At 58.6% G+C, this 23,628-nt stretch carries 18 protein-coding genes; 1 reads left to right on the plus strand and 17 read right to left on the minus strand.

Annotation, left to right across the window (positions count from 1 at the left end):
- Nucleotides 1–70 precede the first annotated feature (70 nt).
- Complete coding sequence (locus M3I53_RS28890) at nt 71–622, plus strand: TetR/AcrR family transcriptional regulator (RefSeq protein WP_254319244.1); 552 nt, start codon at nt 71–73, stop codon at nt 620–622.
- 281 nt (nt 623–903) lie between these two features.
- Here the strand turns inward: M3I53_RS28890 and M3I53_RS28895 are convergent, their stop codons facing one another.
- The 17 genes from M3I53_RS28895 to M3I53_RS28980 form a co-directional block, all read right to left on the minus strand.
- The gene (locus tag M3I53_RS28895; protein ID WP_254319245.1) at nt 904–2,025 is read right to left on the minus strand and encodes an aminomethyltransferase family protein; all 1,122 of its coding nucleotides are present in this window, start codon (nt 2,023–2,025) and stop codon (nt 904–906) included.
- An 18-nt stretch (nt 2,026–2,043) separates the two neighbouring features.
- Nucleotides 2,044–3,000: an electron transfer flavoprotein subunit alpha/FixB family protein gene (locus M3I53_RS28900; RefSeq protein WP_254319246.1), complete on the minus strand. Its 957-nt coding sequence runs from the start codon at nt 2,998–3,000 to the stop codon at nt 2,044–2,046.
- 17 nt (nt 3,001–3,017) lie between these two features.
- Nucleotides 3,018–3,764: an electron transfer flavoprotein subunit beta/FixA family protein gene (locus tag M3I53_RS28905; RefSeq protein WP_254319247.1), complete on the minus strand. Its 747-nt coding sequence runs from the start codon at nt 3,762–3,764 to the stop codon at nt 3,018–3,020.
- Nucleotides 3,765–3,822: 58 nt separating this feature from the next.
- Nucleotides 3,823–4,713 carry a bifunctional methylenetetrahydrofolate dehydrogenase/methenyltetrahydrofolate cyclohydrolase FolD gene (folD, locus tag M3I53_RS28910; RefSeq protein ID WP_254319248.1) on the minus strand — a complete coding sequence of 297 codons (891 nt, stop codon included), beginning with the start codon at nt 4,711–4,713 and terminating at the stop codon, nt 3,823–3,825.
- A gap of 36 nt (nt 4,714–4,749) precedes the next feature.
- Nucleotides 4,750–5,625, minus strand: coding sequence for a formyltetrahydrofolate deformylase (purU, locus tag M3I53_RS28915; RefSeq protein WP_254319249.1), 876 nt, complete (start codon nt 5,623–5,625; stop codon nt 4,750–4,752).
- 47 nt (nt 5,626–5,672) lie between these two features.
- Complete coding sequence (locus M3I53_RS28920; protein ID WP_254319250.1) at nt 5,673–7,727, minus strand: FAD-dependent oxidoreductase; 2,055 nt, start codon at nt 7,725–7,727, stop codon at nt 5,673–5,675.
- A gap of 52 nt (nt 7,728–7,779) precedes the next feature.
- Nucleotides 7,780–10,269, minus strand: coding sequence for an FAD-dependent oxidoreductase (locus tag M3I53_RS28925; RefSeq protein ID WP_254319251.1), 2,490 nt, complete (start codon nt 10,267–10,269; stop codon nt 7,780–7,782).
- Nucleotides 10,270–10,308: 39 nt separating this feature from the next.
- Nucleotides 10,309–11,574 (minus strand): Tm-1-like ATP-binding domain-containing protein, encoded by a 1,266-nt coding sequence (locus M3I53_RS28930; RefSeq protein ID WP_254319252.1) that lies wholly within the window; start codon nt 11,572–11,574, stop codon nt 10,309–10,311.
- A 5-nt stretch (nt 11,575–11,579) separates the two neighbouring features.
- Nucleotides 11,580–12,935 (minus strand): aminotransferase class III-fold pyridoxal phosphate-dependent enzyme, encoded by a 1,356-nt coding sequence (locus M3I53_RS28935; protein WP_375542601.1) that lies wholly within the window; start codon nt 12,933–12,935, stop codon nt 11,580–11,582.
- 5 nt (nt 12,936–12,940) lie between these two features.
- Nucleotides 12,941–13,561: an HAD-IA family hydrolase gene (locus tag M3I53_RS28940; RefSeq protein WP_254319254.1), complete on the minus strand. Its 621-nt coding sequence runs from the start codon at nt 13,559–13,561 to the stop codon at nt 12,941–12,943.
- A gap of 107 nt (nt 13,562–13,668) precedes the next feature.
- On the minus strand, nt 13,669–15,108 hold the full coding sequence (locus M3I53_RS28945) for an NAD-dependent succinate-semialdehyde dehydrogenase (protein WP_254319255.1): 1,440 nt from the start codon (nt 15,106–15,108) through the stop codon (nt 13,669–13,671).
- Nucleotides 15,109–15,307: 199 nt separating this feature from the next.
- Nucleotides 15,308–15,892: a PAS domain-containing protein gene (locus M3I53_RS28950; RefSeq protein ID WP_254319256.1), complete on the minus strand. Its 585-nt coding sequence runs from the start codon at nt 15,890–15,892 to the stop codon at nt 15,308–15,310.
- A 241-nt stretch (nt 15,893–16,133) separates the two neighbouring features.
- Nucleotides 16,134–16,841, minus strand: coding sequence for a PAS domain-containing protein (locus M3I53_RS38300; RefSeq protein ID WP_309249553.1), 708 nt, complete (start codon nt 16,839–16,841; stop codon nt 16,134–16,136).
- Nucleotides 16,842–16,912: 71 nt separating this feature from the next.
- A complete protein-coding gene (locus M3I53_RS28965) occupies nt 16,913–17,887 on the minus strand; it encodes a YCF48-related protein (RefSeq protein WP_254319257.1) in 975 nt (324 codons plus the stop codon).
- Between the two features lie 26 nt (nt 17,888–17,913).
- Nucleotides 17,914–20,274: an efflux RND transporter permease subunit gene (locus M3I53_RS28970; RefSeq protein ID WP_254319258.1), complete on the minus strand. Its 2,361-nt coding sequence runs from the start codon at nt 20,272–20,274 to the stop codon at nt 17,914–17,916.
- A 61-nt stretch (nt 20,275–20,335) separates the two neighbouring features.
- Entirely contained in the window at nt 20,336–22,159 is a 1,824-nt protein-coding gene (locus tag M3I53_RS28975) for a DUF1302 domain-containing protein (RefSeq protein WP_254319274.1), read from the minus strand.
- 71 nt (nt 22,160–22,230) lie between these two features.
- Nucleotides 22,231–23,586: a DUF1329 domain-containing protein gene (locus M3I53_RS28980; RefSeq protein ID WP_254319259.1), complete on the minus strand. Its 1,356-nt coding sequence runs from the start codon at nt 23,584–23,586 to the stop codon at nt 22,231–22,233.
- Nucleotides 23,587–23,628: the final 42 nt, after the last annotated feature.

Genomic DNA, 23,628 nt, shown 5'->3' on the forward strand with positions numbered 1-23,628 from the left:
GTAACCTGCTTCCCGATCCCGACGACTGATGGCTCCGATATACTGTGAGGATGAGTATCAGGATCGGGTAATGCGGCCAAACAATCGCGACACAATTCTCAGGGCTGCCGAAAGGCTCATTCTTCAGCATGGCGTTGGCGCCTTGACACTCGAAGAGGTAGCGTCCGCCGCCAATATGAGCAAAGGCGGCGTCTTTTACCACTTCAAGACCAAGGACGAGCTTGTTCATCAACTGCTCGTGTTCGCGTTCGCCAACTTCGAAGCTTCGGTCGACAGCATGGCTCGCGACGACAATGAGCCAGGAGGATGGTTGCGTGCATACGTACGCGCCACGTTTGATACGAATTCGATAACAGAAGCCGAAAGCCTCGCTTCTGCCGCGCTGATCGTCGCATACTTCGGAAAGGACAGCGCCGTGAAAAAGCTGTATGAGAACGCTCACGGTAGATGGTCACAGCGCGCGAGAAACGATGGTATCAGCCCGGCAACTGCGGACGTCATCCGCATGGCGACCGATGGACTATGGCTCGCGGAAGCGCTTGGCGCGTCGCAATTCTCGAAGGCTCGCAAGCAGGAGTTTGTTGCGCAATTGCTTGAGTTGTCACGCCACGTAGCACAGTAACGGCCACCGCCTACACCCCGACTCGAACTTCTGGACGATGCGCGGGCATCAGAGTGTCCTGCAAAACCATCGTACGTGCGCACGACTGGTGGAAGGGTGGGGTTTCGGCCATCCGCCGGCACCCAGCTGCACGGGGATCATACCTGCGGGTCGTCGCAGGCGACGACAACTCGGACCAACTTCCGGCGCCCACATCAAGGCCCTGTCTACAATCTCTCGGCACTCGACGTCCTCGCTCGCAAGGGGGAGAACGTCTCGGCCGCAGGTGACCAACGTCGCGGTCAGGAGGTCAGGCGACGCCGCTCCGGGTCATACGGCGCGCGGTCGACGACGGTTCCGGTCACGGTTGCGCTTCCGTCAGTAAGCTGTATCTGGACCTGGGTGCCATTCGAATCCAGCCCGGATGGCAGATAGGCAAAAGCAAAAGTCTTGCCGATATGGAATCCCGGATCGCCCGACGTCACCACGCCGACCTGTTCACCATTGTGGAGAACCTTCTCCCCGTGCACGATCGGGTGGATTGCCCCGGTGTCGATCAGCCTCAGATGCTGCTTTGGACCTGCCGACTTGACTGCTTCCAGTGCGCCGCGCCCGACGAAGTCACGATCGTCGAACCTGACGGTCCAGCCGAGTCCGGCCGACAGAGGGTCGGTGTCTTCGTTGATATCAAGGCCGTACAGAAGATAGGACTTTTCGATTCGAAGCGAGCGCATCGTCTTCATCCCGCACGGACGGATGTCGAACTGTTTTCCCGCATCGGAAACGCGACCCCAGACATACTCCGCGTATTCGACCGGGTAGAACAGTTCAAATCCAAGCTCACCCGAGTATCCCGTTCGGGAGATCATGGCTTGTGGCACGTCTCCCAGTTTCCCATGCGTAAAGTTGAAATACTTGAGCGCATCGGCTGAGATATCTGCATCGGTCAGCGCACCGAGAAGTTCTCGTGACGACGGCCCCTGGACAGAGAGATACGCATTCGAGTAGCCCAGGTTGGTCACCGTCACGCTGCGCCCACCAATGAGCTTGCAAACGGCCGTCACTACAGCCTGAACGCGTGACGGCGTCGGAGACAGCCAGAACCTGTTGCCGTCGAACCGGAAACAGGTCAGATCGTCGATGATCCCACCCTTCTCGTTGCAGATTGAGCTGTAGATCACGCCGCCATCACGCATGCGCCGTACGTCATTGACCAGTGCCTGCGCAAGCAGCGCTTCGGCATCCTTGCCACTGATCTCAACCCCGACCTGGTAGTACACGTCGAACATTCCAGCGCGTTCGCGCACCGCCTTGTGTTCGTCGGCAATAGAGGTAAAGAAATTCGGCGTGGCGAATCCGCCGCGGTCCTGCAGCTTCGCGCCCGCAGCGACGAGCTTGTGATAATACGGTGTGTGTTTGATCATTTTCGCGTTAATGAAAAGTTAGTCGAGTGCCTTCACCAGCGCCGGCACAACCTCGAACAGATCACCTTCGATACCTAAATCGGCTACGCTAAAGATCGGTGCTTCCGGATCTTTGTTGATCGCCACGATTACCTTCGAATCCTTCATGCCCGCCAGATGCTGAATCGCGCCAGAGATGCCGACCGCGACATAGAGTTGGGGGGCAACGATCTTGCCGGTCTGCCCAACCTGATAGTTGTTGGGTGCAAATCCTGCATCGACTGCCGCGCGCGATGCGCCAAGCGCAGCGCCCAGCTTGTCGGCGAGCGGCGCGAGGACGCCCTCATAGTTTTCACCGCTACCGAGTCCGCGGCCTCCGGATACGACGATTTGCGCCGCAGTAAGCTCCGGCCGCTCTGACTTCGTCAGTTCGCGGCCCACGTACCGTGATACGCCCGCGTCGTGTCCAGGCGAAACCGATTCGACCGTCGCGCCACCTCCGATTGAAGCCAACGGAAATGCAGTAGTGCGTACGGTGACTACCTTCATGGTATCCACGGACTGCACCGTCGCGATGGCATTCCCGGCGTAGATCGGCCTCTCGAAAGTGTCCGCGCCAAGCACCGCGATTACATCGCTCACCTGCGCCACATCCAGCTGAGCAGCGACCCGCGGGGCAATGCTCTTCCCGTATGCTGTCGCGGCAACAACCAGGTGAGAATACTGGCGCGTCGGATTACGAAGCACCTCGAGTACCGCACTTTCGACATTCTCTGCCAAACCGTTTTCCAGGTGCCCCGCGTCCGCGTAAAGCACCTTGCTGACACCCGCCACGCTCGTGAGCTGTTCAGCAACGGCGGCTGCGTTGTGACCTGCGACAAGAACCTCGACTGCACCATCCTCGAAGGTCGAAATGACCGAAGCCGCCGAAATTGCATTTAGTGTCGCCGGGGAGAGCGAGGTGTTGTCGTGTTCCGCAATTACAAGAATCGTCATTTGCTGTCTCCCTTTACTCAAAGTACCTTGGCCTCACGCAGCCTTTCAACCAGCTTCGTTACATCTGCGACTTTCTCACCAGCGCTGCGCGTCGGCGGTTCCGCAACCTTGAGAGTCTTTAGCCTCGGAGACACATCAACGCCCAGCGACTCGGGCGTCGTCGTCTCGAGCGGCTTCTTCTTTGCCTTCATAATGTTGGGCAACGTCACATAGCGAGGTTCGTTCAGTCGAAGATCGGTCGTTACCACCGCAGGCAGTGTGAGGGCTACCGTCTCGGTTCCACCGTCGACCTCTCGCGCAACGGTTGCGTCTTTTCCCTCCAGGGTAACCTTTGAGGCAAAGGTACCTTGAGGCCAGCCGGCCAACGACGCGAGCATCTGACCAGTCTGGTTGGAGTCATCGTCGATCGCCTGCTTCCCGAGGATGACGAGTTGCGGCTGCTCCTTGTCGATAACAGCCTTCAGTAGCTTTGCGACCGCAAGGGGTTGCAGATCCGCGTTTGTGTCGATCAGGATTGCGCGGTCTGCGCCGATTGCCAATGCAGTGCGGAGCGTCTCCTGCGATTGCGCGGGCCCAGCAGATACAGCGACAATTTCCGTGGCTACACCCGCTTCTTTCAGCCTGACAGCCTCCTCCACCGCGATTTCATCGAACGGATTCATCGACATCTTCACGTTGTTGATGTCGACAGCAGTCCCGTCCGCGCGCACCCGGACTTTCACGTTCGAGTCGACGACTCGCTTGACGCCTACAACAATTTTCATACTTCGATCCTTTCATTCACCAGTCCACTCCCGAGGCACGGGCGCCCGCGCCCGCGATTCAGAAGATGTCGACTGCAGTCGCACCTACCGACCGGCAAGCGGCCAGATACGTGTTCGCAAGCAGACACGCGATCGTCATCGGCCCTACCCCGCCAGGAACCGGCGTGATATTCCCTGCCACTTCCGACGCCTCGGAAAAAGCAACATCACCAACCACCCGATGACCCGTGCCATCCAGCTTGTCGACCCGATTGATCCCGACGTCAATGACACACGCCCCGGGTTTGATCCAGTCGCCCTTGATCATCTCCGGGCGGCCGACTGCAGCAACAATGATGTCGGCCGCTCGCGCTACCGACGCGATATCGCGCGTACGGGAATGGGCGATGGTCACCGTGCAATTGTTGGCAAGAAGCAGTTGAGCCATCGGCTTCCCGACAATATTTGAGCGACCGATAACGACTGCAGTCTTTCCCGAAAGGTCTCCCAGTGCATCCTTGATCAACATCAGGGACCCCAAGGGTGTACATGGCACGACGCCGCCCTCCCCGGAGGCGACTTGTCCCACGTTTTCAGGATGAAAGCCGTCCACGTCCTTGCATGGCGCGATGCTCTCAATGACCGCCTTTTCTGCGATGTGAGCCGGCAGAGGAAGCTGGACAAGTATTCCGTGCACAGCAGCATCGGCATTAAGCTCCTCGATCAACGAGAGCAGCTCTGCCTCGGAAGTTGTTGCAGGCAACTTGTGCTCGAACGAGAGCATTCCCGCTTCCACAGTCTGTCGTGCCTTGTTCTTTACGTAGATCTGACTCGCGGGGTCTTCGCCAACGAGGACCACAGCAAGTCCCGGCGTCACGTTGTGTTCGTGCTTAAGGCACGCGACCGCCGTCGCGATCTTTCCTCTAAGGGACTGCGAGAACGCCTTCCCGTCAATCAGCTTTGCTGCCATTGATGACCTCAACCTTCGTCTGGCTAACGATGTGGATCAGGAAAAGACAATCGTCTTGTTCCCATCGATAAATACGCGCTCCTCGAGGTGCATGCGGACCGCGCGAGCGAGCACCTGACATTCCACGTCGCGGCCGATTGCCTGCATTTCTGCGACTGAATAGCGATGGTCGATGCGACGAATGTCCTGCTCGATGATCGGACCTTCGTCGAGGTCACCGGTTACATAGTGAGACGTTGCGCCGATCAGCTTCACGCCACGCTTGTGTGCCTGTGCGTATGGCGATCCGCCCTTGAAGCTAGGCAGGAACGAATGATGAATATTGATGCAGTTACCGTGCAGATCACGGGCAATGTCGTCGCTGAGGATCTGCATGTAGCGCGCCAGCACTACCAGTTCGGCCTTCCTCTCCGCTACCAAAGCGCGCAACGCTGCTTCCTGCTTCGCCTTGGTTTCCGGCGTGACCGGCAGGTAGATAAACGGAAGGTTGTAGCGGACTGCGATGTGTTTGAGCGTCTCATGGTTCGAGACGATTGCGACGACCTCCATGTTGAGTTCGCCTGCTTCCCATCGATAGAGAAGGTCGCGCAGGCAATGGTCAAACTTGGAGACCATGAGGACCGTGTTTCGCGGCCGATCCGAACGACGCACTGTCCACTCCATGTTGAAACGCGCGGCAAGGTTTTCGAATCCGATCAGCATGTCGCGGTCGTCATCGGCAATCTCTCCTTGCGCCTGGAACACCGCGCGCAGGAAGAACCGCTGCGTCTCTTCGTCGTCGTACTGCGACATCTCGTTGATGTAATAGCCATGCGCGGCAAGGTAGCCGCTAATTGCTGCCACGATTCCCACAGCTGCCGGGCAGGTGACCCGCAGCACATAGGTATTCGGAAGTTTGGTGGTAAGGGTCATGATGCGTCGCGTTATCTATAAAGTGAGCAAAACGAAGGGAGGCCGACTCAGAGCGTTGCGCGTTCGCGCAGGAACGACTCGGCGCGCTGAGGCTCGCCGAGCTCACGGCCGTAGGCTGCGCCCGCATATACCGCCGCCGCCACTGTTCCCGGGGCGAGCGCGTCACCAATGAGCGTGACCGATTCAATGCCGGCGTCACGCCACTCGTCCTTGCGAAGTTCCATGGCGTCAAGCAGCCGGCGATTGGGTTCCCTCAGCGTCACAGGGATCACCGTTCCGCAGGCAAGCGAAGTCAGGCGTTTGCCGGAAGCCACGACGACCGATCCGTCCTTCGCCTCCTTGATCTTGCTCTTCGTGACACAAACGATTCCCGCATCTTCAAGCCGTTCTTCGAGTCGCCTCAGTTCGAGTGTGTAGTACGACCACTGCGAAACGTCCGCGAGGGGAGTCACCAGGGTGACGTCGTGCCCTTTCGCCTTCAGCCATTCCGCAACGCCGTGACCCACGTAGTAGTGGTCGTCGTCATAAACCACGACGGGGCCCGTCAGCGCGGGCTCCCGCAGCGCGGCTTCCGGAGAGAGGACGGTAACGCCGCCACCGAAAGAAAGTCCGTTTGGCGTGCCCGGTCCGGCGCCATCTGTCCTCCAGCTCGCGCCGGAGGCAAGCACGACCCGGTGCGCGCCAAATTGCAGGATGTCGTCAGCTTCGACCGGCGAGCCGCGGTAGATCTGAACGTTGCTCATCCGCTCAAGCTGATAGACGCGGTAATCTCTAACGCGAGCCAACGTCTGGCAGCCAGGTAGCTTTGACTCCCACTCTATCCGTCCTCCGAGATAGCTTTCACGCTCCACCAGGGAGACTTCTACGCCGCGGCGCGCAAGCGTCAGCGCGGCCTCAAGGCCTGCCGGGCCTGCACCGACAACCAGAGCGCGCTCCTGCTTCGACACCGGTTTGAGTTTTTCGGGGTGCCATGCCTTGCGCCACTCTTCTCCGATTGTGGGGTTCTGCGTACACCGGATCGGTACGCCATACATCTCGGTTGACGCGCAGACGTTGCAACCGATGCATTCGCGAATTTCATCGATCTGGCCGGTCCTGATCTTCTCGGGTATGAACGGGTCCGCAATCGAGGGACGGGCGGCACCGATGAAATCGACCAGGCCGCTCTTGATTCGCGACACCATCGCATCTGGGGACGTGAAGCGCCCCACACCAACCACGGGCTTGCTCGTCAGCTTCTTGACAAAGCCGATGTAGTCGTCCTGGAAGCCCTCCTCGGCGAATCTTGCCGTCGACGAGTCGAAAGACCAGGGGCTCACGTTCACATCCCACAGATCCGGGAGTTCACCCAGCGCTTCGATGACCGCCCGACCTTCTTCCTTCAGCGAGATGCCGCCTGTAAAGTCGTGAACCGCAAACCGGACCGCAACAGCGCACCGCCCGGCAGCCTCGTCGAGCGTATCTTCGATTAGCTCCTTCAGCAGTCGCATGCGATTCTCGAGCGAGCCGCCATACTCATCGGTCCGCTTGTTGTAGCGGGTGGAGAGGAAGTGCAGAGGCAACGCGCGGTCGTGCGCCGCGTACACATAGACGATGTCGTAGCCCGCATCGATCGCGCGGCGCACGGCCCGCCGATGCGATGCGCGAAACGCCTGGATGTCGGCAACGGTCATCGGCATCGACTGCGTCGGAACGTACGCTGATGTGCACTTCAGACTGCCCGGACCGAGCGCGGCGACCCGGCTGTAGAGATTTCTCGCCCCTAGCCCGAGATGCGCCAGCTCGACCGCCGCGAGTGCACCATGTCGATGAATCTCGGCCGTTGCGAGTCGATGGCATGCGACGTCGTGTTCGTCCCACAGCCTGTCGTTCTGGTGCCCCATCATGTCCGAGGTCTCATCGATCTCACAAACCCCGGTACACACGACTGACCATCCCCCCTCTGCCTTCATCGCCCGCAGTGATGCCGTGGCGTGCGGCTGGGCGAAGCCCATACCGGCGCTGTGTGCAACCGCGAAGAACCGGTTCTTCGCTATCACAGGCCCGATTTTGACCGGCGTGAACAACGCTGCATACCGGCTGTCTACCATTTCGTCTGTCATGCTGACTCCAACTTCAGATTGTCCTCTCGCATCGCCGGGGACTCGAGGTTCACTACGACTTCAAGCGTTCGCTCTTCGGGTCGTAAAACGATGCGAATTGCAGTTCGATCGGGTAACGGACGCCCGCCACTTCGACTTCGAAGCCCCCCTCGTTCAGCCAGTTGGCCGTCACGCCGCCGGTATGGCGCACCGCGACCATCCCGAGAGACGCGCCAATGCGGAAGCCCCATGCGCCTGATGTGACATAACCGACGATTTCCCCCGCCTTCCATACCGGTTCGCTACGCAACAGGAACGGGCCCTGTTCAAGCGACGCGCCGGTGACTCGCGCATTCACGAGCCGACTTTCCAGCGGATCAGCTTCTATCTGCCGGCGAAGCGCCTCCTGTCCGACAAACGGCGTTGGCTTATCCATGGCAACCGCAAAGCGCAAACCTGCCTCCAGCGGAGTGTCGTCTTCGCCGATGTCGTGGCCGAAATGCACAAAGCCTTTCTCGAGACGGCAATGGCCCATGGCGAAGAATCCCGCATGACGCAGGCCGAGAGGCTTGCCAACGCGATGAAGCTCGTCATACACGTGACGGCAGAGATCCGTCGTGGGATAGATCTCGTAGCCGAGTTCGCCGAAAAAGGAGCGACGCAGCACCCAGGCACGGCCATAGCCAACGTCGATCTCTTTTGCGACCCCGAACGGCAACGCCGAGTTCGAGAGATCGACATCCGTCAACGCTTGCAGGATCTCTCGTGACTTCGGTCCTGAAACCGAGAACATGCCGAACTGGCTGGTCACGTCGAAAATCGTCACGTTCAGGCCACTTGGAACGTGCGACTTAAACCATGCCCTATCCCGCTCCTGGCTCGGGTGGCCCGTGATGACGAAGAAGTCAGTGTCGGACTGACGCGTGATCGTAATATCCGCCTCGATGCCGCCACGCTCATTGAGCCACTGCGTGTACACGGACTGTCCAACCGGCACGTCGACTTCGTTGGCCGAAACCGCGTTCAATGCTTCGACGGAATCCGGTCCGGTAACGAGCAATTTTGCGTAGCAGCTCTGATCGACGAAGATCGCCGCGTCGCGCGCCGCGAGACACTCCTGTTCCACCAGAGGAAACCAGCTCTGATATCCCAAGCTCGGCTCGCGCGCCACTGGGGCAGCGGGATCAGCGTAGTAGAGCGGCATTTCCCAACCCACACGCTCACCCATTACTGCGCCAGCGGCGATCAGTCGGTCATGGACCGGCATATGGCGCACTCCGCGCGCGGTCTCGAACTGATGGCCGGGCCAATGCAAGGTCATGTGCAGGCCGATCGACTCGACGACCCGCTCGCGCAGATATCGTGTGTTCGACTGGAACCGCATCGCACGCTGCGCGTGAAGTGCACCCATGCCAACGGGGGGAAGACCCTGCATGATCCATTCGGACATCACCTTGCCGGCGCCGCCAGACGACAGAATCCCGTTCGAGTTGTAGCCCGCCGAGATGAACAGGCCATCTACTTCCGACGCCGGTCCCATGTACGCGCGACCGTCCGGGGTGAAGCTCTCTGGTCCGCAGAAAAAGAGCTGGATGCCGGTCTCCGTGAGTCGCGGCACACGGGCGAATGCTTTCTCCAGCAGAGGCTCCATGTGCTCGAGGTCCGGCGGAATCTCGTCAAATGAGAAAGTCGTCGGGATGTCGGTACCGGCGGCTGGCCATGCCTTCCCGGATGCCTCGAACCCGCCGACGAGCAGTTTCCCGGCATCTTCCTTGTAATAGGCACGCTCATCGGCAACGGTAAGGACCGGCGTCTTTCGGTCCAGACCAGGCATGCTTTCGGTGACGATGTAGAAGTGCTCGGCCGCGTGGAGCGGAACGGGCACGCCAAAGCGCTTCGCGAACTTGTGGGACCACATGCCACCCGCGACCAGAACCCGCTCGCAGGCAATCTCGCCTTTCGTCGTCTTCACCCCCACCACTTTCCGGTTGCGGATGATCAGATCTTCGACCGGTGTCTCTTCAAATGCGCGTGCGCCGCGCAGCTTCGCTCCCTTGATGAGCGCGTTCGTCACATCAAGCGGATTTACCTGCCCGTTCGACGGAACAATCATCCCGCCAAGCACATCCTCGACACTCAGGAGGGGCCATGACTCCTTGATCTGGTCGGGCGTGAGATAGTGGGCCGCCACGCCGAGGCGCTTGGCGGCCGACACCGCACGCTTCACAAGCTCGTGTCGCTGCGGCGTAAGCGCGATGGTCATCGAACCATTTTCCTTGTAGCCAGTCCCCTGACCGGTTTCAGCTTCAAGGGACTTGAAAAGGTTCGTCGTATATTGAGCCAGCTCGGTCTGAGCCTTTGAGTCGCGCAGCTGGCCCACAATCCCCGCCGCATGCCAGGTCGTTCCCGATGCGAACTTGTCGCGTTCGAGAAGAACGGCTCCTTCAATGCCGGCCTTGGCGAGGTGATAAAGCGTCGATGCACCGATGATGCCACCGCCAATGATTACTACCGGTGCCCGCTCAGGAAGCCTGTCCGTCATTTTCTTTACTCCGCGTTTCATTCCGGCCGTCCAGCCGAAGCGTCCTATAACCGTTAATGCTCACACTTCCGCGTGCTTCGCCGAACGCACACCCGCCGCGATCTTGCCTTCGCTTACCCAACGATCGAAGACCTGAAGCGCCCCGTCGACAAAGAAGTCGTCGTTGATATGGCAGTCCAGCTCGATGAAATTGACCGGCGGTTTGACCGCCGACCTGACCTCCTCGAGAAAAGCCTGCAGGCCGTCCGGGTCATGTAGAGGTTGACCGACACGGTCCCACTGCTGTATCCCCCACGTGGGCAGCAGAAATGCGGTCGGCCCAGCGGCTTTGTTGACCTTATCGGCAAGTACCCGGGCGGCAGCGCGCCGCTCCTGCGGCGTCATCGTCACGGACGCAATCAGCCGGTTGTGTGCGTGATAGAGCCGATCTTCGTACACCTTGGGCAGGGGCTTCCACGTCTGCACGTCAATCATGTCGCTTGCGCCCGGCGAGACGAGTTGAGGGATTCCAAGCCGTCCCGCGGCCTCCAGTCGGGACGGCCCCGCGGTGACGACAGATCCATGCACCTCGTTACCCAGTTCGCACAGGGCAAAGTCGAACACGGCCACGAACTGCTTCTGCGCGATCAACGCTTCCATCGCGCGACCACCCATGCCGGTGCAATGGAAGACGACGGGCTCGTAGCCTCTCTCCTCCAGTTCCGCCGTAAGTCGCACCATGTAGCTGAGGCAGGACTTGCCCAGGGAACCAATAGCCACCTTCGGTCGATCTGCCCGTGAGGGCTCGACTGTCCGGCACGCACCCAGAATGGCTCCCGATGCCTGGCTCAGGACCGCCTTGCAGACGTCGTTTAGTCCATAGAGGCCGCCGGCCCAAAGAATCATCATCAGGTCGGGAGCCAACCGCTCGGGAGGAATCAAATGCGAATAGGCCACCGTCGATACAACGAACTTCGGCAGACCCAACGGCAGCGCCGCAGTCACGTCAAGCGCGAGGTCGGTACCCATCGTGCCCCCGAGGGCCAGGACGCCGTGGATCTGATTCGAGCGGTAGCGCTCGATCGCGATGTTCACAGCGCCCTCTGCCATCGCCGCCATGGCTTCATTCTCGTCGCCGCAAGCGGCAATCTCTTCGAGCGTCTTACCCGCGGCCTGTGCGACGTCGCTGTTGCTGATCTGTGGCTCAAACGGCGCTTGCCCGAGAACGCCGACATCCATTACGATGGCGCGAGAGCCTTGCCTCTCGATGCAGTCCTTCATGAAGAGCAGTTCGTCTGCCTTGGTGTCTGCCGTACCAATCAGGAGAATACTCAGTTGCTGCGTCATGGCACCTAGCCCTCCACAGCCTTGAACGACGCCTCGAGGACGTCACACATGAAATCGATTTCCTGCCGGTTAATTGTGAGCGCGGGCGAAAGAATGATGTTCGGCCCCGAAGTCCGGACCATGAGGCCGCGATCATAGGCTTCGCGAGCGACGCGGCTGACCTCTTTGGCACCCCGTCCGAAGGGAGCCTTGGTCGTCTTGTCCGCTACCATCTCGAGACACGCCATGAGGCCAACGCCGCGGGCGTCGCCGATCAGCCTCGACTGCTTTCCCAATTCCGCGAGCCGTTGATGGAGATACGCGCCCTGTTCGGCAGCATTCGCCGCCACGTTCTCGCGCTCAAGCAAATCCAGTGCGGCCAGAGCCGCCGCTGCGGCAACTGGGTGTGCGCTGTACGTGTAGCCGTGTGAGATCGCCGCCATCGACGCGTCGCCGGCCCGGAATGCGTCAGCGACCTTTTGCGAAATCGCGGTCGCCCCGAGCGGCACATAGCCAGAAGATATGCCTTTGGCCAGGCACCACAGATCAGCCTTCACATTCCAGAGGCGGGTGCCGAACAGTTGCCCAGTACGGCCAAAACCGGTCACAACTTCGTCTGCGATCAGAAGCACTCCATACTTGTCACAGATCTCACGGACCAGCGGCCAATAGTTCGCCGGCGGCACGATCACGCCACCGGCGCCCTGCACCGGCTCGGCAATGAATGCAGCAACCGTGTCAGGTCCCTGAAACTGGATCTCGCGCTCGAGGAGCTGTGCACAGATTTCACCCAGCTTGACCGGGTCCTCCGTGTACGGATTTCGATAAACCCAAGGTGTGTCGATATGGAAGCAGCCGGGCAGGAGCGGCTCGTACGCCCGTCGGAAGTTCGTGTTGCCGTTGACGCTCATTCCACCGAAGTGCACCCCGTGGTAACCCTGCTTGAGCGAGATGAACTTGGTCCGATCAGCCTGACCCTTGATCTTCCAGTACTGGCGCGCGAGCTTCAACGCCCCTTCCACCGCGTCGGAGCCACCGCTGCTGAAGAAAACCGATGAGACACCATCGGCCTCCATCATCCCGACGAGACGAGCCGACAGTTCGATTGCGCGCGGATGTGTGGTGCCTCGGAAGGTGTTGTAGTACGGCAGCTCATCCAGTTGGGAGACGATGGCATCGCGGATTTCCGTCCGGCCGAACCCGAGGTTCACACTCCAAAGGCCGCCAACACCATCGAGCAATTTCTTTCCATCCGCGTCCCAGATCCAGCTTCCCTCTCCACGTGTGATGATGTCCGGGGGGGTGTCGATCATGGCCTGCGGGTGAGCCATGGGATGCCACAGGTATTTCGCGTTTGCCGCCTTCAGCTCGTCGAGCTTCATCTTTGTCATGTCAGTTCCTCCACCGATAGATTGAGCCGCGTGGCAATAGCGGCAATGTTTCCGTTGATGTCGCGCAGGTCGAAGAACTGCACCTGGAGCCCCGCTTTCACCGCACCGACGATGTTCCGCATCTGATCGTCGACAAAGAGGATGTCCTCCCCTTTCATGTTCAGGGCGTCCATCGCCAACTGGTAGGCCCGGCGATCCGGCTTCAGAATCTCTGTGTGTGTCGCGTCGACGATTGCCGCCATATCCTTGAGCACAGACATCTGCGACAGAAACTCCGCGCCGTAGAACAACTCCAGCTCATTCGACAAGATTCCGATGAGGATTCCGTTCGCACGTGCACGACGGATAAGCTTCACCATCGCCGGGCGCACGACAGCGTTCGGATCCGTCTGCCGTGTACGCGTGAGCATCGCGCGAACATCCCAGTCCCGCTCGCCGATAGATGCCCCCATCTCACGTGCGCGCATTGCCCAGTAGTCCCGCTCGGTGATTTCGTCGCGCTGCATCGACTGCCAGAGCATGTCGGTGGACGGATCGATCGGCCCAAGCCAGGCCAGCGTTCCCGGAGGAAGGCCGAGCGTCGCTTCCGTTTCACGGTGGCGCTCGAATACCGACACACTGATAACGCTCCCGAAATCGAGTAGAAGTGCCTTCGGGCGGTGTTGAGGGACTAGGGCGCGCCGCTGGTCAGTCGCGTCCCGACCCTTCGGAACTGAAATGGAGTTCACGATTTAGCTACCGAAACAAGTTTGAGATCTGTGTATCCCAGCAGACCTTCGAGGCCACTCTCATGGCCCAAGCCGCTCTCCTTGACACCACCAAACGGCGTCTCGGGTTGGGACACTCCAAAATGGTTGATTCCAACCATGCCGGCCTCGAGTTGCGCACTAAGGCGATGCGCGCAATCGAGGTCGGAAGTAAATCCATAGGCCGCGAGGCCGACCGGCAGCCGGTTGGCACGCGAGATCGCATCACCCAGGTCATCGAATACGTCGAGCACCGCGATGGGACCGAACGGCTCTTCGTTCTGTACCCGGGAATCCAGAGATGCGTGCTCGATCACCGTCGGCTCGAAGAAGAACCCGGGCCGCGCTATGCGCTTGCCGCCACACGCAATCGTGGCACCGCGTTCGGCCGCATCGTCGACGAAGGCTTGCATCTCGCGGACACGCCGCTCCTCGATTAGCGGACCGAACTGCACACCTTCTTCGAGACCGGAGCCAATCTTCAGCGCGGACGCGCTGCGCACCAGTTCGTCTCGAAACGATTGATATTGCGTGCGATGAACAATGAAGCGAATGGGAGATGCGCAAACCTGCCCGGCGTTGCGGAACTTGGCCGACACCGAAAATCTTGCGGCCTTCGCCCCGTCGTAGTCCTTGCACACGACTACCGGCGCGTGACCACCCAGCTCCGCTGTATAGCGCTTCACGTGTCGCGCCGCCTGCTCCCCAAGCAGCTTCCCTACCCGAACCGACCCCGTGAAGGAAATCTTCGCGACGTTCGGGTGCTCGATGAGCGACGATGAGATGAATGCAGGGTCGCCCGCCACCATGTTGACAACGCCTTCCGGAATGCCAGCGTCAACCAGGCATTGCACGATCAGCATGCAGGTCGCAGGCGTCTCTTCCGCGGGCTTGATAATGACGCTGCAACCCGCTGCGAGCGCGCCGCCCAGCTTTCTCGACGGAAGGTTCGCGGGGAAATTCCACGGTGTGAATGCGGCGACAGGTCCGATGGGAACGCGCGTGACCGTCTGGCTCAGTACATTTTCCAGTCTGGCCGGGACCCCCCGAGTAGGCATCCGCTTGGCCTCCTCGGCCAAAAAGTCGATGATGTCTGCGGAGAGCGTGACTTCCCGGACAGCTTCAGCCAGCGGCTTTCCCTGCTCGAGCGTCAGAACAGCTGCGATTTCTTTTGCCCGTTGACGCATCAGCTCGGTGGCCTTTGCGATGATGCGGAAACGCTCGAACGGGAGCATGGCCGACCAGCGTTGGAAACCGCGGCGCGCCGCTTCAGCGGCGCTGTCGAGTTCGCCGCGTCCGGCAACCGGCAGGTGACCGACTACCTGTCCGTCGGCTGGATTGATAACCGGCAACGTACCGCTGTCGGTACGATCGATCCATTTGCCGTCAATCAGCAGTTTGAGGTTAGGGTATGACATGGTGCGAGCCATAAGAAGTTGTTAAGAACATTCTCGGTCTCACCCCGGTGGTCAACAATCAACCTTTGGTTGGATTTTGAGGGGCGCGGCTTCCCGCGCAAAAGAAGATATCTGAGTAATTTTCGGAGAGAGTGTCCGAACAGTAGAGTCTTCCCCGACCATTCCAATAACGCTAATTTCGAATGTCATCCTCCAAGCGTTACTGGGCGGCCATCACACTCCGAACAGTCTTGCCGTTCGTTGAGACCCGTTTGATTACTTTGTCAGTGTCGTCTGCCAGTTTCTTTATTTCGGCCGCGACCACAGAAAACCCTCGCCGTTGTTCGCCTGCACGAGCAGCTTCGACACGAGCGTTAAACGAGAGGATGGAAAGTGCACGGATTGTCTTCTGTATGTCGTCAACATCCAAAAGAATCGCGTTCGTCGTGCCTGTCATGGCAGACGGACGTTGTTCAGTCGCCATCTGGGCCGCGCGCTCCCCCTGGACTTCGATAACCAGTCCCTCCAGGTAAAGCAGGGCGCCACCTTCGTCAAACACGCCTCCGCCCACGTCCCGCACCCAAACCGTGTCACCAGATGCGCGACGAACTCTGTAATCCACGGTCCATGCGTTTCGTTCACGGAGCGACTTGGCCACGGCGCGCGAGACATACTCCTCGTCGGACGGGTCTGTCAAAGAAAGCAGGGGCCGAACTGGGTTCCCGATAAAGTCTTCGGCTGGATATCCCGTCAACGCAAAAATCGCTGGTGACGTGTAGAGCATCGTATAGTGCTCGTCGTTCATGCACCGGTACAGAAAACCTCTCATTCGAGCGGTGATGCTCCCGCATCGTGAGAAGTTCCTCGGGTAGGTCACTTCCACGCGATGCCTGAGACGTTTGCGGCGAAAGTCGCTTGGGCGGTTCTTTGGGGAAGGGGCGGCGGCGATGCAGTCTCCTTACCCGCCACAAGCAGGCGCTTCCACTGAAATGGAAGCACTCCGATCCATCGCGGCGAATCCGGTGCAATTCATCCGGTTCAACGGACTAGCTGGCCATGACTTGCCGTACGGCCTTGACGTTGGTAGAAACCTGTTTGATCAACTTGTCGGTCTCGTCTGCCAACTTTTTTATTTCTGCGGCGACCACCGAGAATCCGCGCCCTTGATTACCAGCACGGGCTGCCTCAACACGCGCGTTAAACGACAGGATCGACAGCGAACGGATGGTTCTGATTATGTCGTCGACATCGGAGAGAATCGCGTTCGTCGCACTCGTCATTGCCGAAAGACGCTGTTCCGTCGCGATTTGCGCAGCACGCTCACCCTGCACTTCAATTACCAGCCCCTCCAGATAGAGCAGCTTGCCGGCTTGATCGAAAACACCCCCGCCCACTTCGCGTACCCACACGGACTGCCCGTCTGCGCGACGAATCCTGTAGTCCGCAGTCCACGCTCTTTGGTCCCGCAGCGCTGCGGCGACCGCCCGCGAGACGTACTCCTCGTCGGACGGGTCTGTCAATGAAGGAAGGGTTCGAACCGCGTTACCGATAAAGTCGGCGGCCGGGAAACCTGTCAGCGCCAGGATGGCCGGCGACGTGTAGAGCATCGTGTAATGCTCGTCGTTCAGGCAGCGGTACAAAAAACCTCGCATCCGACCCGTGATACTCCGCATCGTTTGAAGTTCCGCTACCTGGTAGCCCTGATCCTTCGCATCACTTCCCTTTGAGGGGGAATCGTGAAGATGTTGTCGCATCGTTGCCTGATCTTCCTCGCGCGCTGCATCTAGCTTCGTCTTGTCGGCTTATCCCAGGGTCCCCAGCACGATCAATCGCCCGATACCACGCCATCCTTTGCAAAGAGCACAGTGGCGTTTGAGCCTGCTAACGAGATGATCGCCGTAAGTGGTCGACGGTCTTCCCGATGCTTCGCATCGAAATCCTGGGAGTTTGCGGTCCCTGACAACATCAGTCCATCCAGCCCTACCCCGACGACCCTGTCACCGGTTACTGCAAGGTCGGTGATCGAACTGCTTGTTCTCGTCTCGACTGCCGCCCACGTATCGCCTCCGTCATGACTCTCGTACAGGTGCCCAAGCAGTCCTCCGACCAGAACGGTACCATCCGATGCAACCGCTCCCGCCCAAAGGCTCCCCTTTCCGCCCGTTTTCCGGTACTCCCAAGTCGTGCCATGATCGCGCGATCGAAGCACCAACCCCTGCTCCGCTGCAACGTACAATGTCCCATCGGCAGCACCGAAGATACGGAACAGATTGCGATCGGCCTTCGTGCTACCCGGCGGCGGTGGCAACGTAACAGGGCTCCAGTGCGCCCCCCCGTCGCTCGTTTGCAGCATCAGCGACCACAAGCCGACCGCCCAGCCATGCAATGGGTCGGTAAAGTAGACAGAAAAAAGCGGTCGGTCTGTGGAGGTGTCGGCCCGCTGAATTCGCCACGTCTTTCCACCGTCCTGGGTGGCGATAATCGCCCCCCACTGACCCACACCCCACCCATGCGAAGCATCCGAAAAGTAAACACTGGTGAGTGTGGAAGAAATGGGCACCACGCTCGCCTGCTTGTAAGTCTTACCCTTGTCGTCGGAGAACAATACAAGCCCGTGTTCTCCAACGGCGACGATGCGGGATCCAGCACGTGCAGCATCAAGCAACATCATATGGGACGCATCCACCCAGGCGTGCGCTGGAGAAACCTTCAGTTCCGGGGTCGTCCCCTGACTCGCCTGTGCCAATGCGCAGACACAGATACCTGCCAGGGCGACCAGTTTCCGCAGATGTGTTTTCATGAATACTCCTCGTTTATTTGATCTCGTCAATGGCTGAGCAGACCAGGGGCACGTACTGGCGACCGCCGCGGAAACAGCTTTTCGAGAACTACCGCGAGGGCAGGCAATGCAGTCATTGCCATCACCAGGTTGACGATGAACATGAAGGCGAGCAGTTTCCCCATATCAGCCTGGAACTTGAGCGCCGAGAAGCTCCATGTGGCCACACCGATCGCGAGCGTAATGGCGGTAAAAATCGTCGCGACGCCAACCTCGAGCATTGCATGTTCCACAGCCTTAACGATAGGCTGGCCATTAGCCATGTGAAGCTGCAGTCGATTGTAAATATAGAACGCGTAATCGACGCCGATGCCTACAGCAAGTACCATCACTGGCAATGTTGCCACCGTAAGCCCTATCTGCAACTCCTTCATGAACCAGTAGCCTATGAAGGTTGCCACGGTCAAGGGCGCGCAGCAGGCCACCATCGCGCGGAAATCGCGATATGCGAGAAAGACGAGGATCAGAATTGCCGCGTAGACATAAAGCATCATTGGCAGTTCACTCTTCGCGACCTCATCGTTCGTTGCAGCAATCACCCCAGCGTTGCCTGCGGCCAACCGGATCGTGATGCCGTTGACCTGATGCAATTCGCGATACTGCTTGACATCGTCGAGGACTCGCGTCAACGTGGTGGCCTTGTGGTCTGTCAGGAACAGGTGCACAGCGGTCATGCTGCAGTCCTTGCTCATGTAACCCTTGAGACGTCCGATCTCCGCCGACAGGCCGCCATAGTTACCCGGATCGATCGGCACAACATTCATCTTCGGGTTTCCTTCGTTATACCCCTCGTTGTAGTCGCGAAGCATGGCGGGATAGGATTCAACAGACACGACGCCCGGCTCGTGCTTCATGGTCGACGCGAAATCATCCTCATAAATCCCTACAACAGGGTTATCGCACGCTGCACCAGACGATTCGAAAACCACGGTCAGCCAGTCAAGTCCGACGTCGTAGTTGTTCGCTATCGAGACAGCGTCAAGGTTGAATCGTGAATCTGCACGAAGCTCGGGCGCGCCCGGCTGCAACGTACCAATAACTCGGTCGCGACTCTGCCAAACGGCCAGCGCAAATACGACCGCTGTAATACACACCACGGCGTAAGCGTTCCGCGGTTCGGCGACTCGAGCAAGACTGCGCAGCCACCGGGACCGGCGTTCCCTTCTTTCCAGGGCGTCGTCAGCATACGCCTTTGAGAAGTTGAAAAACGATGCAGCGACCGGGAGCATGACGAGATTCGTGATGATCTTGTAGCCAACGCCCAGGGACGCTGTGATTGCTAGTTCCCGGACCATGGGTATCGGAATCAAAAGAAGCGTGACGAATGACACGAGCGCCGTAACCAGAGCCAGTGTTCCCGGGACAAGCAGGCCACTAAAGCTGCGGCGAGCGGCCTCAATTGTGTTACTTCCGTGCGACAACTCCCTGACGATGAAATTGACCTGCTGTATGCCGTGCGACACGCCAATCGCAAATACCAGGAATGGCACGAGAACCGCGAGAGGATCGAGTCCGAAACCAAGTAGCCTGAGCGTGCCGAACTGCCAAACCAGCGATGTCAGCGAACACATAATCGGCAATACCGTGAATCGTACCGAATGGCAGTACCAGTAAACCGCGAGCGCCGTAAGCAGAAGCGCGATCGAACAGAAACCCAGCACAGCTTTCGCGCCGTCAGCAATGTCTCCAATCTGCTTTGCAAAACCGATAATCTGGATCTCGTATCCCGAGTCTTCAAATGGCTTTCTGACCTGATCGTCAAGGAGGTGGTTCAGTTGCACGTAGTCGAGCGTCTTGCCCGAGCCATCGCGCTCATTCAGCTCAGCGGTAATCATCGCACTGTCTTCAGAGTGCGACACGAGCGTTCCGATGTATCCACCGTTGATCGCCGACTTTCTGATCTTGTCAACCACGGCGGGCGTAAGCTGGTTTGGCGTAATGGTACCGTCGATCACCGGGTTGGCCCTGAAGCCGTCCTCGGTGATTTCATTGACAAAGGCATTGGGAGTCCAGAGCGACATTACCCCCTGCCTGTCGACACCTGGAAGAAACGTTACAGCCTGCGTGACCTTGTACAGTCGGGTCAATCCGGCAGGTGTCCAGATGCTTCCTTTGCGCGATCGAACCACTACCGTGATCCGGTTCGCGCCGAATAAATCCTTTCGGTATTTCTGAAAGGTCTGGATGTACTCGTGACCAATTGGCATCTGCTTCTCGAAGCCCGCCTCCATGCGCAGCTGCACCGCAAAGACGGCCATGATGGCGGTAAAAACGGCAATCGCCAGAACAACGACTCCACGATGTCCAAAAAAGAAGTGCTCAAGGCGAACAACGAAGCGGCTTATCACAGCGTCTTCCTTCTAAATGACTGCTGCGCGCTCCGCACGCGCAGCAAGGCACCTTCTGGGATCAGAAGTTGCGGGTAACGAACATTCCAACAAAGTTGCGGTCGGCGTATGCCTGTCCAACCGTGTTGTGGCCACCAAAGAATGCGGTGTAGTTAATTCCAGCCTGCCAGTTGGCGGGGTTCTGATTGAACAGAACGTAGAGATTTATCGACTTTGCGCCCTGAAGGTAATTCGCGGTGAATGTCGGCGTATACCCGTAAAGTGCATCGGTGAACGTCACACCAGGGGTGACCTGCCAGCCATGGATCACCGTGCCATCATAAGTCCAGTTGAAGTCGATAGTCGCACCTATCGAGCTCGAAGTACCTTGGGCTGCGGCTATGGGATAACCGAGGCTGGAGCCGTTGTTGAGCCAAGCGTAGTAGCCTGCTGCGGGTACCTGGGTAACCGTCTGTCCGCCAATGTTTCGCGTCACGCCGCTGGAGCTGAGTCCCGGGTAGTAGATCCACGTAACCTCTGCTGTCAGTACTGCCATATCGGCGCCGATCAGCTTAAGAAACGGGTATTCGCTTCGCGTGAGACTGAGCTGACCGTTGATATCATACTGAATCTTTTTTCTGTCCTCCCATTGCTGGCAGTCGATCCCACTTACGCCATTTGTATTCAGGTCCAGTGGACCGCCTGGATTGAAACAGCCTGACAACGCGACTGCATCGTGCGGACGATAGGACAGTTCAGTGCCGATCGCCCAGTCGCCGATCCCGAAGTTTGCGCTGACGCCAAAGAGCTGACGATTCTGCAGATACGACCACTGATTCGAGCCATCGGGCAGTGTCGAGAGTACCGGTGACTTGTCCGTATAATTCTCGTAGTAGAAGGAAAAATTGGCGTCGAGCGCTTTTGGTTTGTAGTTCAACCTCAACCCAAATTGTGGCTTGTATTGCGATGGAAGCACGGTCGAGACAGGTACGCCGATTGAGTGGTACGGAGCCCCTGCGTACTGGCCGTTCACCAGTCCCGTGTTTATTCCGGATATTGTTGCCGGATTCCCACTATTCGAGCCAGCGATAGTTCCAGCGTCGGCCCCTCCGACGTTAACGTTTGTCGAGCTGACAGTCGCGGGTTCCGCCCCGCGCCCGAAGTTGTCGGCCACAGACCAGTATGTTCCCACCGGCGGATAGCGGTTTGAGGTCCACCCGAACTGATAGTAGGCCTCAGTGCTGAAACCGCCTCCAATGCCGGAAGCAAAGCTCAGCATCGGAGCTGGAATCAGGGCCTGCTTCAATTGGGTGCCTGGAGTGATCAGCGTCTGGATGTCGACCGCGTTCGTTGCATTGATACCACCAACGGCAAAGTAGCTTTCCCCCCAGTTAATGACCTGGTTACCCAGTCGCACGTGGGCACTCTGCCCATTGATTGCGAAGTCTTTCTCACCCCATAAATCCAGGAGACGCACCGGATATTCGACCTGTGCGAGGGCGGTGCTAGACAGGGCGGTTCTTTCAGTATCGCGGACGGCGAAGTCGTACATCGCCATCCCTCGAACCATGAACTTTAACCCTTCGCTCGGCATTGTAAGCAGCAGCTCGCTTGTTGCGCTGACGTATGCGCTGTAAAACTGCCCCTTTTTGTAATTCAGGTTGCCGTTGTCACCGAACGCCCATTGATTGGTGTTGGCTGCGGCGCCGCATCCGTAGGCGTTCGGGTCGCCCGTGAGCGAACAACTCGGGTTCTTCGTTCGAAGGCCCGCGCCCGCAGTGAGGTTCGTGACCCATGATCCGGAGAGGTCCCCCATTCCTGTTGTGAAATCGTAGCCATACGCGCTCGCCGCGAATCCACCCAACATCGCGAGCGAGACCGAGGCATTTAACCCAGCCTTTCTCATGATTTCCCTTTGGTCAGTTGTTTTCGGCATGCGCCATCCTGTGACGCATGCTCTTCGTCAATACGACTACCCTAGCGCTCGCTGATTGCCTGCAGATTCTCTGCGGTATAGAAGTCGGGGGTGAAGTGCGGGTCGTTTGATTGTTCGTAATACCGGATATCGGATCCCATACCAGCCGCACCTTGATCCGCGACGTAGCGTCCTGAGGTCAGGTTGTACTGGGTGAAGGGTTCCACGTCGCAAGTGCCTCCCAGTTCCCATACCGGAATCGGATAGCCTTCCTTGACCTTCCACAGCTTGCCCTGTGCGTCATAGTCCTCTCCCGCGAGAGCGAGGTAAGTGTCCTCGTCGAGATACAGAACCTTCTTCTGTGAGATATGACGCATGTTCTCCTTAAGCGTCGCCTCAACCTCATAGACGCGGTGGAGTTCGTAGCGCCGAACGGATGGATCGACCGTGTCGGGCTTGTAGACGTCACTCACGCTTTTCTGGAAGTCATACATACCAAAGTCGTTGTATGGTACATACATTTCCTTGGCACCCACCAGCTTCCAGTTGAAACGGTCAATATCGCCATTGAACAGCCAGGGCTCGTCGACCGTATATTGGTTTTCGAAGCCGATCTGCGGCGCGTCGTAGTCATACGACGGCATCCGTCGAACACGTCGCTGGCCAGAGAAGTAGTAGAAGGTCGGCGAATCACTGTTTGCGAAATTGAACGTTTGTACGAGACCTTGCCCAGCAAGCGCGGCGGGAGACTGATACGCAAAATAGATCGAGAACAGTGGCTCATCGCCTTGTAGCGGATTGGCGCCCTTCTTGCCCCACGGGAAAAACAAGGTCTGGTGACTGACGACGTCGATGAAGTCAGAACTGCCTGGACGGGGCGAAACGATCGTGTTGAGCTTCGACCACTCCGCGCCAATGCCGCGGTAGCGGGACAGATAATTCCATATCGCCTCCTGACCGGTCTTTGCGCCCGGGAATGGCAGACCCGGAAGCACCGCAGCATGCAAGTGGTCCCCGCTCGAATCCAGCTTGGCCGTGCCCGCATTTTTCTTGATGTTTTCCTGGATCCACGCAGGGTATCCGCAATCACGGTGCGTCGGATAGACATCCATCCGATACCCCTTGATCTGCTTGAATAACGCGAGCTGCCCAGGCGAGAGCTTGTCGGCGTACTGGGCTACATTGTCCGCCGTGATGGAGAACAGTGGCTTCTCTGACTTAAAGGGTGAGAAATCCGCCCTCAGCTTTCCCGGCGTCCATCCGGCTGGAGTCCTCGAGACGCCCGAAAATGCCGGAATTTGTCCGTCCTTTGAAGCGCCAGCTTCGGCACCGGTCACTGTGAGACTACCCGTTGACTGTGCCCAGGCAGCAGCAATGACAGCACTGCACCCAATTGCAAGTGCGGTTTTGAGATACATACGCATTGCCTTAATCCTCTCGACAAAAAAAGATCGCGGTCA

It is taken from the genome of Paraburkholderia sp. CNPSo 3272 (assembly GCF_024206495.1).
In the GTDB taxonomy this organism is placed as follows: domain Bacteria; phylum Pseudomonadota; class Gammaproteobacteria; order Burkholderiales; family Burkholderiaceae; genus Paraburkholderia.